Origin of the sequence: Sphingomonas sp. ASV193, assembly GCF_040203355.1 — a bacterium.
Lineage (GTDB): Bacteria > Pseudomonadota > Alphaproteobacteria > Sphingomonadales > Sphingomonadaceae > Sphingomicrobium.
Genome location: NZ_JBEHBW010000001.1, coordinates 580,654 through 594,544, shown reverse-complemented (window position 1 = coordinate 594,544; position 13,891 = coordinate 580,654). Strand labels below are relative to the sequence as shown.

Sequence of the window (13,891 nt, the reverse complement as noted above, 5' to 3'; positions counted from 1 at the left end):
CCGCGCTGACTCACCACCGCAACCGAAGGGTAGGGGGACGTCAGCGTGAACTATATCGCACCAGTGACCGACAGCGGCCGGACGGCCCGGACGCGCGCCCTCCCGGCGAAGCGCCCGCTCCCGCTCGACACCATCCTCGAGGGCGACTGCATCGCCGAAATGGCGCGGCTCCCCGACAGGTCGGTCGACATGATCTTCGCCGACCCGCCCTACAATCTCCAGCTCGGCGGCGACCTCATCCGGCCCGAGGGCGGCAAGGTCGATGCCTGCGACGACGACTGGGACAAGTTCGACAGCCTCGCCGCCTACGACGACTTCACCCGCGAATGGCTCGAACAGGCGCGCCGCATCCTCAAGGACGACGGCACCATCTGGGTGATCGGCAGCTACCACAACATCTACCGCGTCGGCGCGCTGCTTCAGGACGCCGACTTCTGGATCCTGAACGACATCGTGTGGCGGAAAGCCAACCCGATGCCCAATTTCCGCGGCACCCGCTTCACCAACGCGCACGAGACTCTGCTGTGGTGCGCCAAGGACGAAAAGGCGCGCTACACCTTCAACTATCGCGCGATGAAGGCGCTCAACGACGACCTTCAGATGCGCAGCGACTGGGTGCTGCCGATCTGCGCCGGCGCCGAACGCTGCAAGACGCAAGCGGGCGAAAAGGCCCACCCGACGCAAAAGCCCGAAAGCCTGCTCTACCGGATCCTCCTCGCCTGCACCAAGCCGGGCGACGTCGTGCTCGACCCCTTCTTCGGCACCGGCACCACCGGCGCGGTCGCCCGCCGCCTCGGGCGCAAGTGGATCGGGATCGAACGCGAGCGCGCCTACATCAAGGTCGCCACCCAGCGCATCGAATCGACCCTCCCGCTCGACGAAAGCGCGATGCAGACCGTCCCCGACAAGCGCGGCGCCCCGCGCGTCGCCTTCGGCCTGCTGGTCGAAAGCGGGCTCGTCCCCGCCGGCTCGATCCTGACCGACGCGAAGCGCCGCTGGACCGCGCACGTCCGCGCCGACGGCTCGATCGAAGCATCCGGCATCGACGCGGGCTCGATCCACAAGGTCGGGGCGAAGCTCCAGGGCGCGCCGAGCTGCAACGGCTGGACCTTCTGGCACCTCGAACGGTCGGGCGCGCTCGTCGCGATCGACGCGCTCCGCCAGCAGCATCTCGCCGGCCTGTAAGGGGCGATGCGCACCCTCATCCGCCCGACCGGCTTCGTCGATTCGCCGTTCGGCCACGACGGCCAGGTCGCGCGCCTCGCCGGCGGCCTGTGCTGGTTCGCCTGCGTCGAGCTGATCCACCCCGACGGCCGCCGCGAGCTCGTCCCCGTCGAAGGCCTCGAATCTCGCTTCGACGAGGGCATGGCCGCCGACTGGGCGCGCCTTACCGCCCCGCGCGCCCCGCTCGTGCTCGGCAGCCGCACCGTCCGGCTCGATCAGCCGCAGCTGATGGGCATCCTCAATGTCACCCCCGACAGCTTCAGCGACGGCGGCGCCCACGCCTCGCCGCAGGCCGCCGCCGAGGCCGGCTTCGCGATGGCGCAGCAAGGCGCGGCGATCGTCGACGTCGGCGGCGAGTCGACGCGCCCCAAGGCCAAGCCGGTGTGGGAGCAGGACGAGATCGCCCGCGTCCAGCCGGTGATCGAACAGCTCGCGGCGGGCGGCACCGCGGTCAGCATCGACACCCGCAAGGCGGCCGTCATGGAAGCCGCGCTCGCCGCGGGTGCGACGATGGTCAACGACGTCTCGGCCCTCACGTGGGACGACCGCGCGCTCGCCGTCGCCGCCGCCAGCACCGCCCCCGTCGTCCTGATGCATGCGCAGGGCGACCCGCAGACGATGCAGGACGCGCCAAGCTACAAGGACGTCCTTGTCGAGGTCTTCCACTGGCTCGAAGCGCGCGTCGCCGCCTGCGAGGCGGCAGGGATCGATCGTGCGCGCATCCTCGTCGATCCGGGCATCGGCTTCGGCAAGAGCGTCGCGCACAACCTCGCGCTGCTGAACGGCCTGTCGCTGTTCCACGGCCTCGGCTGCGGAATCGTCCTCGGCGCCAGCCGCAAGCGCTTCATCGGCGCGCTCAGCAACGAAGCCCCGGCCGACCGCCGCCTCCCCGGCAGCCTCGCCGTCGCCGTCAAGGCCGCCGACCAGGGCGTCCAGCTGATCCGCGTCCACGACGTCGCCGACACGCTCCAGGCGCTCAAGCTCTGGCGCGGCCTTCGCGACCAGGCGCTCACCCCGCGGATCTGATCGCTCGCCCGGCTCGCCTCCCCGCGCAGCCCGGACATTTTACGGACTTTGAAGAAAACCGACGAAGGCATATAATCGTCCGGCTCGGCTGCTGTGGAGGTTGTCATGTTGCTCAGGCTATCGGGATTAATGGCGGCAATCGGCTGTTCTTCGGCTCTACTCGCTAATCCTGCCCCGCCACTTCGGCCGATCGATTCGTGGCATCTCGATTACGGCGACACGCAATGCAGCGCGACCCGCCAGTTCCAGGCCGCGTCGGGCCCGGTCACGCTCGGCCTCGCGCCGACGACCAGCGGCGACAGCTACCGGCTGCTGATCAGCGTGCCCCGCCGGGGCCCGGCCTATGCGCAGCGCGCGATGGGAACGATCGACTGGGGGAAGGGTCAGTCGCGCGTCGCGGGCCTCTACTTCGGGGCGAAGGCCGTTCCCGTCGGCGTCTACCAGTATCGCCTCTCGGCCGCCGATATCGAGCAGGCGCGGACGGCGAGCGCGGTCGTGATCGACGCCGACGGCTCGCAATCCTACCAGTTCGCGCTGTCGGACATGGCGCCGCTCCTCGCCGGGCTGGCCGATTGCACCCAGGCGCTCCAGCAGCAGTGGAACCTGCGTGGCGACGCCGCGCTGAACAGGCCCGCGGCCCCGGTCAACGACGTCAATTCGCTCGTCGGCCAGGTCGACGACCGCTGGGACCGTTCGCTCCGCCATCCGCTCAGCTCGGCGCGTTTCCAGCTGCTGGTCGATCCGCGCGGGCGGGTCGACGGGTGCGACGTGTCGATGTCGAGCGGCGACGCGCTCGTCGACGCCGGTGCCTGCGAAGCGCTCCGCGACCACGCCCGCTTCACGCCCGCCACCGATCGTCGCGGGCAGCCGACGCGCAGCGTCTGGACCAGCAACCCGGTGAGCTGGTCGCTCGCGTCCAACACTTTCGACGGTGGATGCACGAAGATGTCGAGCGACGGCCGCGCCATTCTAAACGGTTGCGAGCGCCCGATTATCCGCGGGCTTCAACAAATGCCGCCGCCGCCCCCCGCGTCGCCGCCGCCGCCGCCGTCGTCGAAGAGCTGATTCGGCAAGACACCGGATCGCGTCGCGGCCACTGAATCGACACGGGCGCCCGCCACCGGCCGGTGACGGGCGCCCGCGCGTGACCAGTCCTTCGCGGACCCGCGACCTACATCGACGGCAGCAGCACGTGGTCGATCACGTGGACGACGCCGTTCGACTGGTTGACGTCGGCCATCGTCACCGTCGCCATGCTTCCGCCCATGCCGCGGATCATCACCATCCCGTTGGCGGTGGTGAAGGTCAGCGGCTCGCCCTCGACGGTGGTGATCGTCGTGCTTCCGCCCCCGGCGTTGATCCGCGCCATCAGGTCGGCGGCGCTCAGTCGGCCGGGAATGACGTGATAGGTCAGCACTTTGACCAGCTGCGCCTTGTTTGCGGGCATCATCAGCGAATTGAGCGTCGCCGAGGGCACCATCGCGAAGGCGTCGTTGGTCGGCGCGAACACGGTGAACGGGCCCGGCCCGCTCAACGTATCGACCAGCCCGGCTTCCTTGACCGCCGACACCAGCGTGGTGAGGTTGGGGGCACTCGAGGCGTTCTGGACGATCGTCCGGGTGGGGTACATCGGCGCGCCGCCGACCATCGGGACCGACCCGTCGGCCATCGGCGCCATCGAATTGGTGGCACAGCCCGCCACCGCCAGCGCCATCGCCGCGACCGCCGCGCTCATTCGGATCGAGATAGTGCGTCGCTTCATTGTTGTTTCCTCTCCATGTTCAACGAACAAGAGTTACGAACGGCGTTCGCTCGCGGATGCAGAGGTGCAACGAGAGATCGGAGAGTGCGCTCAACGCGGCCAAAAGTGCGGCGAAAGGAAACGCGTGACGCGGCGGCCAAGGCCGTCCCATGATGGCGCGGCATGCCAATTCGGCGCTGAAGCTGCGAGGAGGAACGGCCGCTTTGGGTGGAAAGCGGACGTCTCATTCTCCGCCATCGAAGCTGTAAACCAAACGATTTGAGTGTCGTCCGTAGCAATACACGGGCTCGCTACCTACGGCGGGTTGAACCAACGCGAATGTCACGCATCTATCGCGGCCCGTGATTACCAGAATGACGCGGTCGCTGACGTTTTCTCCCCATCGCTTTTTCGCATCCGCGACAATAGCGTTGTCGCCTGGATAGATCGGTAGACTGCGTTGAATATCCGCAGCAGTGAGTTGGGCAAAAAGCATAGAAACGAAAAGCATAGCCAGCTCCGGTCAAGGACCTTGATTGGAGAGGCTATCACGATCCTGAAATCGGTGGAACCGGACGTCCGCTTTGGGTCGTTAGCGGACATGCCGCCGAAGTGTCACAACGAGTAACCGCCATCGCCGACCAGCACCGCCCCGGTGATCGTCGCCGCCGCCTCGCCCAGCAGGAACTCGGCCTGCGCCGCGATCTCGTCGGCGCTCGCGTAGCGGCCGAGCGGGGTTGCCCCGGCCATCGCCGCGATCGCCGCGTCGCGCCCGCCCGCCTCCTCGACCAGTCCGGCGAAGAAGGGCATCGAGTCCCACATCGGCGTGTCGACCCCGCCCGGGGCCAGCGCATTGACCCGCACCCCGCGCGCCGCCGCTTCCTTGGCCGCGACCTTGACCAGCTGGATCACCCCTGCCTTGGACGCGCCATAGGCGGCGGTGCCGGCCTCGGCCTTGATCCCGCTGACCGAGGCGAGCGCGACGATCGACCCGCCGTCGCGAACCGCGCCCAGCGCCGCCTTCAGCGACAGGAACATCCCGTCGAGGTTGACCGACAATACCCGCCGCCAGTCGTCGAAGCCGAACGCCGCGATCGTCCCCGCGCCGCTCACCCCCGCGCACAGCACCGCGCCGTCGAGCGCGGGCAGGGGGAGCGCCTGCCAAAAGGCGGGGTCGGCGACGTCGCCGCGGTGCGCCGCGTGCGGCCCGCCGATCGCGGCCCGGTCGACCAGCACCAGCCGATGCCCCGCCGCCGCCAGCCGCGCCGCGCACGCCGCCCCGATCCCGCTCGCCGCGCCGGTGACCAGATAGGTTTTCATGACGCTCCCGATTCGTTCGATGCCGATTTCGCTGTCCTACAGGCGGTTCGCCGTGTCACCTTCCGGCTGCTCGGCGAAGCCCCGCCGAGTCGAGCGCGCGTCGCGCCCCCGACCGGGCGAACCGCCCGCCGCCGCCCTCGCTAAAGGTCACGAAAATGTCCGGCCTGACGCTGGCTTTTGCGACCTTATGCCGCGGTGTCGATGCCCAGTTCGCCGAGCTTGCGGTAGAGCGTCGAGCGCCCGATCCCCAGCCGCCGCGCGACCTCGGTCATCCGCCCGCGATAATGGCCGATGGCGAGGCGGATGAGGTCGGCCTCGATCTCGTCGAGGCTGCGCAGGTGGCCGTCCTTGCGGTACAGCTCGACCTGCGGCGCCCCGCCCATCGCCGCCTGGCTCGGCATCGCGCCGATGTCGGGGGCGACGTCGCTCCGACGCTGGGTGAAGCGCGACTGGATCGCGATGTGAGGAAAATCCTCGGCGCCGAGCGAGCCGGTCGAGCTGCCCAGCGCGGCGCGGAACAGCACCCCGGCGAGCTGGCGGACGTTGCCCGGCCAGCCGTAACGCATCAGCACCGCCAGCGCGTCGTTGCCGATCCCCATCTCGCGCATCGCGCTGGTTTCGGCGAAGCGCGCGAGCAGGTGGCGCGACAGCGCGGGGATGTCGCCGCTGCGGTCGCGGAGCGGCGGGATGGTGACGGTGGTCGCCCCGATCCGTTCGCCCAGCGCGGTGTCGAATTCCTCGGGCAGCGGCCGGCTCGACGTGGCGATGATCCGCACGTCGACCGAGTTCGACCCGTTGCACCCGACCGGGCGAACTTCGCCGGTGGCGAGCACGCGATCGAGCTTGCGCTGCGTTTCGGGCGGCAGCGCGCCGATCTCGTCGAGCACCAGCGTCCCGCCGTCGGCACGGACCAGCAGCCCGACCTTTTCGGCGAACGCGCCCGGGAAAGCCCCCGGCACGTGGCCGAACAACTCGCTCTCGACGATATTCTCGGGCACCGCCTTGCAGTCGATCGCGAGCAGCGGGCCGCGCGCGCGAAGGCTGGCGGCGTGGATCGCCTGTGCGAAGGTTTCCTTGCCGGTCCCCGGCTCGCCGACGATCAGGATCGGCATCCGGTTGCGCGCCGCCTTCGCCGCGACCGCGAGCGCGGCGCGGAAATCGGGTGAGGCGCCGACCAGCTCGTCGAGCGGGAGCGGGTGGACCAGCTTCTCGGCGAGCGGGGTCAGTTCGCCCGCGGCGCGGCGGCGATCGGTCTGCGCCTTGAGCGCGTCGAGCAGCCGTTCGGGGGCGACCGGCTTGGCGAGGTAATCCGACGCGCCCGCGCGCATCGCCTCGACCGCCAGCCCGATCGAGCCGCCGTCGGCGAGCACGATCACGCTGATCCCGGGCGAGGCGCCCTTGAGCGCGGCGATGACCGCGGGGCCGCCGTCAGGGTCCCAGTTCGACAGGATCGCGGCGAGCACTTCGCGCCCGTGCGGGCCCTGGAGCAGCCCGACCGCGCTTTCCGCGCAGGCGGCACCGACCGTGCTCCATCCCGCGCGCGCGGCGATCGCCGACAGGTGCCGCCGCTCGTTGGCGTCGGCATCGACCAGCAGCAGCGATTTCAGCACTTCCTCGCGCACGCGCGGCGGCCTCCCGATCCCCTCACGAAACCGCGAGCCTAGCGCGCAGGAATGAAAAGCAGGTTAAGCCTTCAAGAAAGGGCTTGGGCGGGGGCGGCGCGCTTGATAAGACCCGCCGCAAACAGCCCACCAAGATCGAAGGACAGACTGACAATGGCGGCCAACGAGGCGAACCAGCCGGTGACCGAAATGGACTATCCGGCGCACGAGCGGAACTACACCGGCTTCCTCAAGCTGCTGAAGGTCGGCATCGTCGTCGTCGCGATCGTGACCGTCGTCGTCGTCATGATCATCGCCAACTGAGCCGCGATTGAAGGTCGCGATCCTCAAGGAAGCCGGTGACGAGACCCGCGTCGCCGCCATCCCCGAGACGGTGAAGAAATTCGCCGCGCTCGGAGCCGAGGTCGCTATCGAGCGCGGGGCGGGCGAACAGGCCGGGATCGCCGACACCGATTACGAAGGCGCGGGCGCCGCGACTGGCGCGCGCGCCGAGGCGCTGAAGGACGCCGACGTCATCCTGTGCGTGCAGGGGCCCGAGCCGGCGGCACTGGCCGGCGCGAAGTCGGGTGCGCTGCTGCTCGGCGCGCTCGACCCGCTCCGGCGGCGCGCGGCGATCGACGGCTATGCCGCGGCGACCATCGACGCGCTGGCGATGGAATGGATGCCGCGAAGCACGCGCGCCCAGTCGATGGACATCCTCTCGTCGCAGTCGAACCTCGCCGGTTACAAGGCGGTGGTCGACGCGGCCTCGGCCTACGGCCGCGCCTTTCCGATGATGATGACCGCCGCGGGCACGGTCAGCCCGGCCAAGCTGTTCGTGATGGGGGTCGGGGTCGCCGGGCTGCAGGCGATCGCCACCGCCAAGCGACTGGGCGCGCAGGTTAGCGCGACCGACGTCCGTGCCGCCACCCGCGAGCAGATCCAGTCGCTCGGTGCCAAGCCGATCTTCGTCGAGAATGTCGCCGGCATCGAAGGCGAGGGGACCGGCGGCTACGCCTCGGAAATGAGCCCCGAGTACCAGGCGGCGCAGGCCGAGCTGGTCAGCGGCCACCTCGCCAAGCAAGACCTCGTCATCACCACCGCGCTGATCCCCGGCAAGCCCGCGCCGCGGCTGATCAGCGACGCGCAACTGGCGACGATGAAGCCGGGCAGCGTGATCGTCGACCTCGCCGCCGAGGCGGGGGGCAATGTCGAAGGGACGGTCGCGGGCGAGCGGGTGACGAAGCACGGAGTCACCATTCTCGGGCCGGTGCAGCTCGCGCGCACGCTGGCGGCGGACAGCTCGGCGCTGTTCGCGCGCAACCTCTATAATTTCCTCGCCGCCTTCTGGGACAAGGAGGCGGGGCTGGCGCTTCCCGACGACGACGAGCTCGTCAAGGCGATCCGGCTGACGCGGGACGGGGCCGTCGTTAGTGAGCGGCTAGTCGCCGCTTCCTGACCTGCACACGTCGACCCAGCGGGTCGATACCAGCGCGGCGAGACGATCGACCGGGATTTCGACCGAGCTGTCGCGCGTCCCCGCGGCGGGGAAGACGGTGGCATAGGCCTTCAGGCTGATGTCGCAATAGACCGCGAGCGGCTCGGCGAGCCCGAACGGGCAGACCCCGCCGACAGGGTGACCGGTGCGCGCGAGCGTCTCCTCGGCATCCAGCATCCTCGGACGGGATCCGAATTCGTCCTTGAACTTGCGATTGTCGAGCCGCGCGTCGCCGCGCGTCACGAGGAGGATCACCGTCTCGCCCGCGCGGATCGCCAGAGTCTTGGCGATGCGCCCGGGCTCGACCCCGAGCGTCGCGGCGGCGTCGGCGACGGTCGCGGTGCTGCCATGGCCGTCGAGCTTGCGAAGATCGGGCGCATGATCCGTGAGCCAGGCGCGGACCGACTCGCCGCTCATTGCCCGATCAGCTGCAGCGCGATCTGGCGCGGGGAGGGGCGACGGCGATGTTCGAGGAGGAAGATGCCCTGCCAGGTACCGAGCGCGAGGCGCCCGCCGACGAGCGGGATCGACAGGCTGGTCGCGGTCACCGCGGCGCGCAGGTGCGCGGGCATGTCGTCGGGGCCTTCGAGGTCATGCTCGTAATCGCTGCCTTCAGGAGCGAGGCGCGCGAGCCAGCGCTCGAGATCGCGATGCGCGTCGGGCGAGGCGTTTTCCTGGATCAGCAGCGACGCCGAGGTGTGGCGACAGAAGATTGTCAGCAGCCCGTCCCTCGGCGACTGGCCGTCGAGCCATTGCGCCACGGCGCGGCTGATGTCGTGAAGACCCTGGCGCGGGGCGGTGACGGTGAGGAGGGTGGAGGCGATCTGCACGCGGCTTGGTTAGCCGCTCTTTGACCCGGAGACACTAGGCGCGTTCGAAGCGAGCGCGTTCGATGTGGGCCCGGTTCGAAATGAAATCATGGACGCCAGATACAGATCTGGCGGCCGACGCGCCTCCGCCGACCGCCAGAACTTGCTAACTCGTGCCGGCTCCGAGCCGCCGGCGGGCCAATTGGGTTAACCCTGCGAACCGCCGCCGGTATACCCACCGCCCATGAGCCAGTGCCAGAAGTCCCACTGCTTGGTGGGCTTGATGGTCTTTTTCATGGTCAACACTCCCTGTTCCCGCCCACGCGACTCGCGGGCGAACAGGGCATGTTAACCTTAATCGTTATGGTTTACAAACGATTCATCTATTCTAGGCCGCGCGCCCTTTCCGGAGAGAGGGCAGCCGGCGGATCAGTCCGTCGATACTGGTCGGGCGGCCTACGTGGAATCCCTGGCCGAAGTCGCACGACATGGCAGTGACCGCTTCGAGCGTGGCCGCGTTCTCGATCCCTTCGGCGACGACCTGGCGGCCGAGCGAATGCGCCAGCGCGATGGTCGACTGGACCATGATATAGTCGCTTCGATTGTCGTTCATCGCCTTGATGAAGCTCTGGTCGATCTTGATCTCCGACGCCGGCACCTTCTTCAGATAGTCGAGCGTCGAAAGACCCGTCCCGTAATCGTCGATCGAGATTTTCACGCCGAGCCGGCGCAGCGCCATCAGCGGGGCGAGGTCGGATCCGTCGCCCGCCAGCGCGGCGGTCTCGGTCAATTCGAGCGTCAGGAAACGCGCGTCGACCTGGTGCTCGGCGAGGATCGCCCGCACTTCGTCGGAGAGCGTTTGACGGGCGAGGGTCTTGGCCGAAAGGTTTACCGCCATCCGGATTTCGTGGCCGGCGGCATGACAGCGCGCCAGCGCGGCGACGGCACGATCGATCATGAACAGCGTCAGCCGGTCGATCCGCCCATGCTGTTCGGCCGCCGCCACGAACAGCGAGGGGCTGATCGGTCCCTTTTCCGGGTGGGTCCATCGCGCGAGCGCCTCGGCGCCGTGGATGCGACCGGTCGCCAGCTCGACCTGCGGCTGGTAGGCAACCCAGATCTCGCCATTGTCGATCGCCTGGTCGATCTGAGCGAGGAGCGACAGCCGCCATTCCTCGTCGCGAAACCGTTCCGGATCGTGGAGCTTCCACTTGAGCCCTTCGGCGGCCGCCTCGTCGGCGGCGACCAGCGCGCTGGCGAGCCGGTTGGCGGTCGACCGGCGGCTGCCGATCTCGACCCCGAACGCCAGCGCGAGGTCGTATTTCTGCTTGCCGATGCGGGCCGGGCTGCGGAAAAGCGCGTAGAGCGCCTCGACGTGATGACCGATCGCGGTGCCTTCCTCGGCGAACCAGGCGAAGACGCCTTCATCGCCCTGGTGGACCGCGACCGTCCGATTGCCGACGGCGAGGCGCGACACCACCTGCTTCACGAGCGCCACCTCATCCTTGTCGTTGAGGGTCGCAGCGAGCGCCGGATAGTTGATCAGTCGAGCGACAATCAGCGGGCGATCGCGCTTCGACTTGTCGAGCTTGAGCGCGTTGAGGTTGGGCAGGCCGGTCGACGCATTGATGAGACCTCGAGCCTTGTAGGTGCGGCGGCCGAGGATCGCGATGGTCACGACCAAGATCGCGAGCGCGGGCATGACCTGGACGAAGATCAAATGCTGCTCGAGGACATAGGGCGCGCCCAGCAGAACGCCGACCGAGACGCCGATGTAGGTCGCCCGCCACCGCACGGCGACGGCGTTGAGCGCGAGCGCAACCAGAAGTGCGACGAAAAGAAACGGCGCGATCCAGCCGATGTCGACCGGCGTGCCGCGCTTGAGCGTTTCCGCCGCGAGAGCATGGATGAACATCCCGCCGTGACGCGCGTCGCCGGGAATGAGAAACTGGTCGCCGATCGACGGACTGTTGGTCCCGATCAGGACGGTCCGGCCGGCCAGCTGCGCCGCGGCCTTGCCGTCGAGCACGTCGGCCGCGGAAATATAGGGGATCGAGCGGATGGTCGTTCGATAGTCGATCGGAAACGTGCCGGTAGACCGGCGGCTTTCCTGCCCGGCGAGGATCGATGAAAAGGAGGGGAAGTAGGATTGGCCGATCTGGTTGCCGTGCCACTCGCGCCAGACGATCGACTGGAAATTATAGTAGAATGAGATGTCGCCGGCCTTGGCGACCGCGAGGTAGCGGGCGAGCGGCAGCTTGGCCTCGAGCTGCGTGTCGCGGCCTTCGCGCGAGCGCATCGCGAGATACACGTTGGGCGACCGGCGCAGCACGTCGCCGAGGGCGCGGTCGTCGACCTCATCGGTCGGGAAGTCATATTCGAGGTCGACCGCGATCTTGCGTGCGCCCGCCTTGCTCACCTGATCGATCAGCTGCGCCTGGAGCGCGCGTTTCCACGGCCAGCTGCCGTATGTCTTCTGGCTCCGGTCATCGATCCCGACGACGACGATGTCGCGGCTCGCGGCAACCGGGTGCAGGCGGTTGCGCGCGGTGCGCATGACGTCGTCGCCGATCGTGCCGATGCCGAGCAGGCCGAAGATGAGGCCGAACAGCAGCACGGCCCACAGCGTCGCGCGCTGCGGGTGGAGTTTGGTCCACGTCCTGTCGGCCAGACGTCGCATCGGCCCTCTCTGTTGCCCGACCCTCGCCTATCCTTGGAAAAGGTTTACAAATCGGAAACCTAGCCGCGATTAACGCGGTCGCGGTCCGCCGCCACAGGCCCCTCGACAGCCGCGTGCGTGCTTGCCACAACGGGCGGCGCAAAGGGGGAGGGGAATGGACTTCATCTCGATCCTGTCGATTTTCGTGCTGGCCTGCTTCGTCGGCTATTACGTCGTCTGGTCCGTGACCCCGGCGCTCCACACCCCGCTGATGGCGGTGACCAACGCGATTTCGAGCGTGATCATCGTCGGCGCGCTGATCGCCGCGGCCGCGAGTGGAAGCGCGGCAAGCAAGTGGCTCGGGCTGGTCGCGGTGGCGCTGGCGAGCGTCAACATCTTCGGCGGCTTCGCGGTCACGCACCGGATGCTTGCGATGTACAAGAAAAAGGACCGCTGAGCCGATGAGCGAGGCCCACACCGACATGGTCGTCAGCGTCATGTCGCCCGAACTGGTCGCGGTCGCCTATCTGATCGCCGGGGTCTGCTTCATCCTCGCGCTGCGCGGCCTGTCGAGCCCGGAAAGCAGCCAGCGGGGCAACCGGCTCGGCATGATCGGCATGGGGATCGCGGTCGCAACGACGCTTCTCACCCACCACATCGCAAGCCTGCCCGAAATCGCCGCGGCGATGCTTGTCGGGGGCGGAATCGGTCTCGTTACCGCGCGGCGGATCCAGATGACGGCGATGCCGCAGCTGGTGGCGGCGTTCCACTCGCTGGTCGGGCTGGCGGCGGTGCTGGTCGGGGCGGCGGCGTTCCTCAACCCGGGCGCGTTCGGTATTCTCGGCGACGAGGGCATCCACCTCCAGAGCCGGATCGAGATGGGGCTCGGCGTCGCGATCGGCGCGATCACGTTCAGCGGCTCGGTGATCGCCTTCCTGAAGCTCAACGGCAACATGAGCGGGTCGCCGATCCTGCTGCCGCTGCGCCACGTCATCAACCTCGGCACGCTGGTCGCGATCCTCGGGCTGATCGCCTATTTCACGCAGGACCAGGCGCCGTGGGTGTTCTTCACCGTGATGGCGCTGAGCTTCGCGATCGGCTTCCTGCTGATCATCCCGATCGGCGGGGCGGACATGCCGGTGGTCGTGTCGATGCTCAACAGCTATTCCGGCTGGGCGGCGGCGGCGATGGGGTTCACGCTGCACAACACGGCGATGATCATCACCGGCGCCTTGGTCGGCAGTTCGGGCGCGATCCTCAGCTACATCATGTGCCGGGCGATGAACCGCAGCTTCCTCAGCGTCATCGCCGGGGGGTTCGGCGCGACCGCGAGCGCGGGCGGGGGCGAGGTCATCGACCGGCCCTACAAGCGTGGCTCGGCCGAGGACGCGGCCTTCCTGATGAGCCAGGCCGACAAGGTGATCATCGTCCCCGGCTACGGCATGGCGGTGGCGCAGGCGCAGCACGCGCTGCGCGAGATGGGCGACCTGCTCAAGAAGGAGGGGGTCGAGGTCAAATATGCGATCCACCCGGTCGCGGGGCGGATGCCGGGGCACATGAACGTGCTGCTCGCCGAGGCGAACGTGCCCTACGACGAGGTGTTCGAGCTCGAGGACATCAACAGCGAGTTCGCGCAGGCTGACGTCGCCTTCGTGATCGGCGCGAACGACGTCACCAACCCGGCGGCCAAGACCGACAAGAGCTCGCCGATCTACGGCATGCCGGTGCTCGACGTCGAAAAGGCGCGCACCGTGCTGTTCATCAAACGCAGCATGGGCGGCGTCGGCTATGCCGGGGTCGATAACGAGCTGTTCTACCGCGACAACACGATGATGCTGCTCGCCGACGCCAAGAAGATGGTCGAGGAGATCGTCAAGAGCCTGGGCTGACGTCCGGTCGGTCTTGCCGGGCGGCCACACCTTCGACGATTTTGCGTGCGCGGCATCGTTAAATCCTTGGGTTAATAGCCAAATCCTGCCAACTTCCGCCTTCGCCCGCGATTCCGGGCGATCG

13 protein-coding genes are annotated in these 13,891 nt (G+C 68.3%); 7 read left to right on the top strand and 6 right to left on the bottom strand.

All coding sequences use genetic code 11. From position 1 onward, the window contains the following. The first annotated feature begins 45 nt into the window (after positions 1-45). The 3 genes from ABDK56_RS03040 to ABDK56_RS03030 all read left to right on the top strand — a co-directional run bounded on the left by ABDK56_RS03040 (position 46) and on the right by ABDK56_RS03030 (position 3,315). On the top strand, positions 46-1,185 hold the full coding sequence (locus tag ABDK56_RS03040; protein WP_502959251.1) for a site-specific DNA-methyltransferase: 1,140 nt from the start codon (positions 46-48) through the stop codon (positions 1,183-1,185). 6 nt (positions 1,186-1,191) lie between these two features. After that, positions 1,192-2,250, top strand: a complete 1,059-nt coding sequence (gene folP, locus ABDK56_RS03035; protein WP_349806617.1) for a dihydropteroate synthase — start codon at positions 1,192-1,194, stop codon at positions 2,248-2,250. Between the two features lie 105 nt (positions 2,251-2,355). Further along, positions 2,356-3,315 (top strand): energy transducer TonB, encoded by a 960-nt coding sequence (locus ABDK56_RS03030; protein ID WP_349806616.1) that lies wholly within the window; start codon positions 2,356-2,358, stop codon positions 3,313-3,315. 106 nt (positions 3,316-3,421) lie between these two features. On the opposite strand, the gene ABDK56_RS03025 is transcribed toward ABDK56_RS03030, so the two are convergent. The 3 genes from ABDK56_RS03025 to ABDK56_RS03015 all read right to left on the bottom strand — a co-directional run bounded on the left by ABDK56_RS03025 (position 3,422) and on the right by ABDK56_RS03015 (position 6,933). Further along, on the bottom strand, positions 3,422-4,012 hold the full coding sequence (locus ABDK56_RS03025; RefSeq protein ID WP_349806614.1) for a fasciclin domain-containing protein: 591 nt from the start codon (positions 4,010-4,012) through the stop codon (positions 3,422-3,424). A 594-nt stretch (positions 4,013-4,606) separates the two neighbouring features. Next, positions 4,607-5,311, bottom strand: coding sequence for an SDR family NAD(P)-dependent oxidoreductase (locus ABDK56_RS03020; RefSeq protein WP_349806612.1), 705 nt, complete (start codon positions 5,309-5,311; stop codon positions 4,607-4,609). Between the two features lie 185 nt (positions 5,312-5,496). Then, on the bottom strand, positions 5,497-6,933 hold the full coding sequence (locus ABDK56_RS03015) for a sigma-54-dependent transcriptional regulator (protein ID WP_349806608.1): 1,437 nt from the start codon (positions 6,931-6,933) through the stop codon (positions 5,497-5,499). A gap of 153 nt (positions 6,934-7,086) precedes the next feature. On the opposite strand from ABDK56_RS03015, the gene ABDK56_RS03010 reads away from it, so the two are divergent. Together ABDK56_RS03010 and ABDK56_RS03005 are read left to right on the top strand one after the other, a co-directional pair. Next, a complete protein-coding gene (locus ABDK56_RS03010) occupies positions 7,087-7,236 on the top strand; it encodes an aa3-type cytochrome c oxidase subunit IV (RefSeq protein WP_349806606.1) in 150 nt (49 codons plus the stop codon). Between the two features lie 7 nt (positions 7,237-7,243). Further along, the gene (locus ABDK56_RS03005; RefSeq protein WP_349806605.1) at positions 7,244-8,371 is read left to right on the top strand and encodes an NAD(P) transhydrogenase subunit alpha; all 1,128 of its coding nucleotides are present in this window, start codon (positions 7,244-7,246) and stop codon (positions 8,369-8,371) included. On the opposite strand, the gene ABDK56_RS03000 is transcribed toward ABDK56_RS03005, so the two are convergent. The 3 genes from ABDK56_RS03000 to ABDK56_RS02990 all read right to left on the bottom strand — a co-directional run bounded on the left by ABDK56_RS03000 (position 8,354) and on the right by ABDK56_RS02990 (position 11,899). Beyond that, positions 8,354-8,827 carry a YbaK/EbsC family protein gene (locus tag ABDK56_RS03000; protein ID WP_349806603.1) on the bottom strand — a complete coding sequence of 158 codons (474 nt, stop codon included), beginning with the start codon at positions 8,825-8,827 and terminating at the stop codon, positions 8,354-8,356. The two genes, ABDK56_RS03005 and ABDK56_RS03000, sit on opposite strands and share 18 nt — an antisense overlap. Next, complete coding sequence (locus ABDK56_RS02995; protein ID WP_349806601.1) at positions 8,824-9,240, bottom strand: secondary thiamine-phosphate synthase enzyme YjbQ; 417 nt, start codon at positions 9,238-9,240, stop codon at positions 8,824-8,826. Before ABDK56_RS02995 ends, ABDK56_RS03000 begins: the two co-directional genes overlap by 4 nt. 367 nt (positions 9,241-9,607) lie before the next feature. After that, positions 9,608-11,899 carry an EAL domain-containing protein gene (locus ABDK56_RS02990; RefSeq protein WP_349806599.1) on the bottom strand — a complete coding sequence of 764 codons (2,292 nt, stop codon included), beginning with the start codon at positions 11,897-11,899 and terminating at the stop codon, positions 9,608-9,610. 154 nt (positions 11,900-12,053) lie between these two features. Between ABDK56_RS02990 and ABDK56_RS02985 the strand changes: the two genes are divergently transcribed. Together ABDK56_RS02985 and ABDK56_RS02980 are read left to right on the top strand one after the other, a co-directional pair. After that, on the top strand, positions 12,054-12,335 hold the full coding sequence (locus ABDK56_RS02985) for a proton-translocating transhydrogenase family protein (RefSeq protein WP_349806597.1): 282 nt from the start codon (positions 12,054-12,056) through the stop codon (positions 12,333-12,335). Between the two features lie 4 nt (positions 12,336-12,339). Then, complete coding sequence (locus ABDK56_RS02980; protein ID WP_349806596.1) at positions 12,340-13,767, top strand: NAD(P)(+) transhydrogenase (Re/Si-specific) subunit beta; 1,428 nt, start codon at positions 12,340-12,342, stop codon at positions 13,765-13,767. The last annotated feature ends 124 nt before the right edge of the window (positions 13,768-13,891 follow it).

Coding starts and splice junctions, on each gene's coding strand:
- ABDK56_RS03000 (WP_349806603.1), bottom strand. CDS start 8,827: ATGAGCGGCGAGTCGGTCCGCGCCTGGCTCACGGATCATGCGCCCGAT.
- ABDK56_RS02985 (WP_349806597.1), top strand. CDS start 12,054: ATGGACTTCATCTCGATCCTGTCGATTTTCGTGCTGGCCTGCTTCGTC.
- ABDK56_RS02990 (WP_349806599.1), bottom strand. CDS start 11,899: ATGCGACGTCTGGCCGACAGGACGTGGACCAAACTCCACCCGCAGCGC.
- ABDK56_RS03025 (WP_349806614.1), bottom strand. CDS start 4,012: ATGAAGCGACGCACTATCTCGATCCGAATGAGCGCGGCGGTCGCGGCG.
- ABDK56_RS03030 (WP_349806616.1), top strand. CDS start 2,356: ATGTTGCTCAGGCTATCGGGATTAATGGCGGCAATCGGCTGTTCTTCG.
- ABDK56_RS02980 (WP_349806596.1), top strand. CDS start 12,340: ATGAGCGAGGCCCACACCGACATGGTCGTCAGCGTCATGTCGCCCGAA.
- ABDK56_RS03010 (WP_349806606.1), top strand. CDS start 7,087: ATGGCGGCCAACGAGGCGAACCAGCCGGTGACCGAAATGGACTATCCG.
- ABDK56_RS03020 (WP_349806612.1), bottom strand. CDS start 5,311: ATGAAAACCTATCTGGTCACCGGCGCGGCGAGCGGGATCGGGGCGGCG.
- folP (WP_349806617.1), top strand. CDS start 1,192: ATGCGCACCCTCATCCGCCCGACCGGCTTCGTCGATTCGCCGTTCGGC.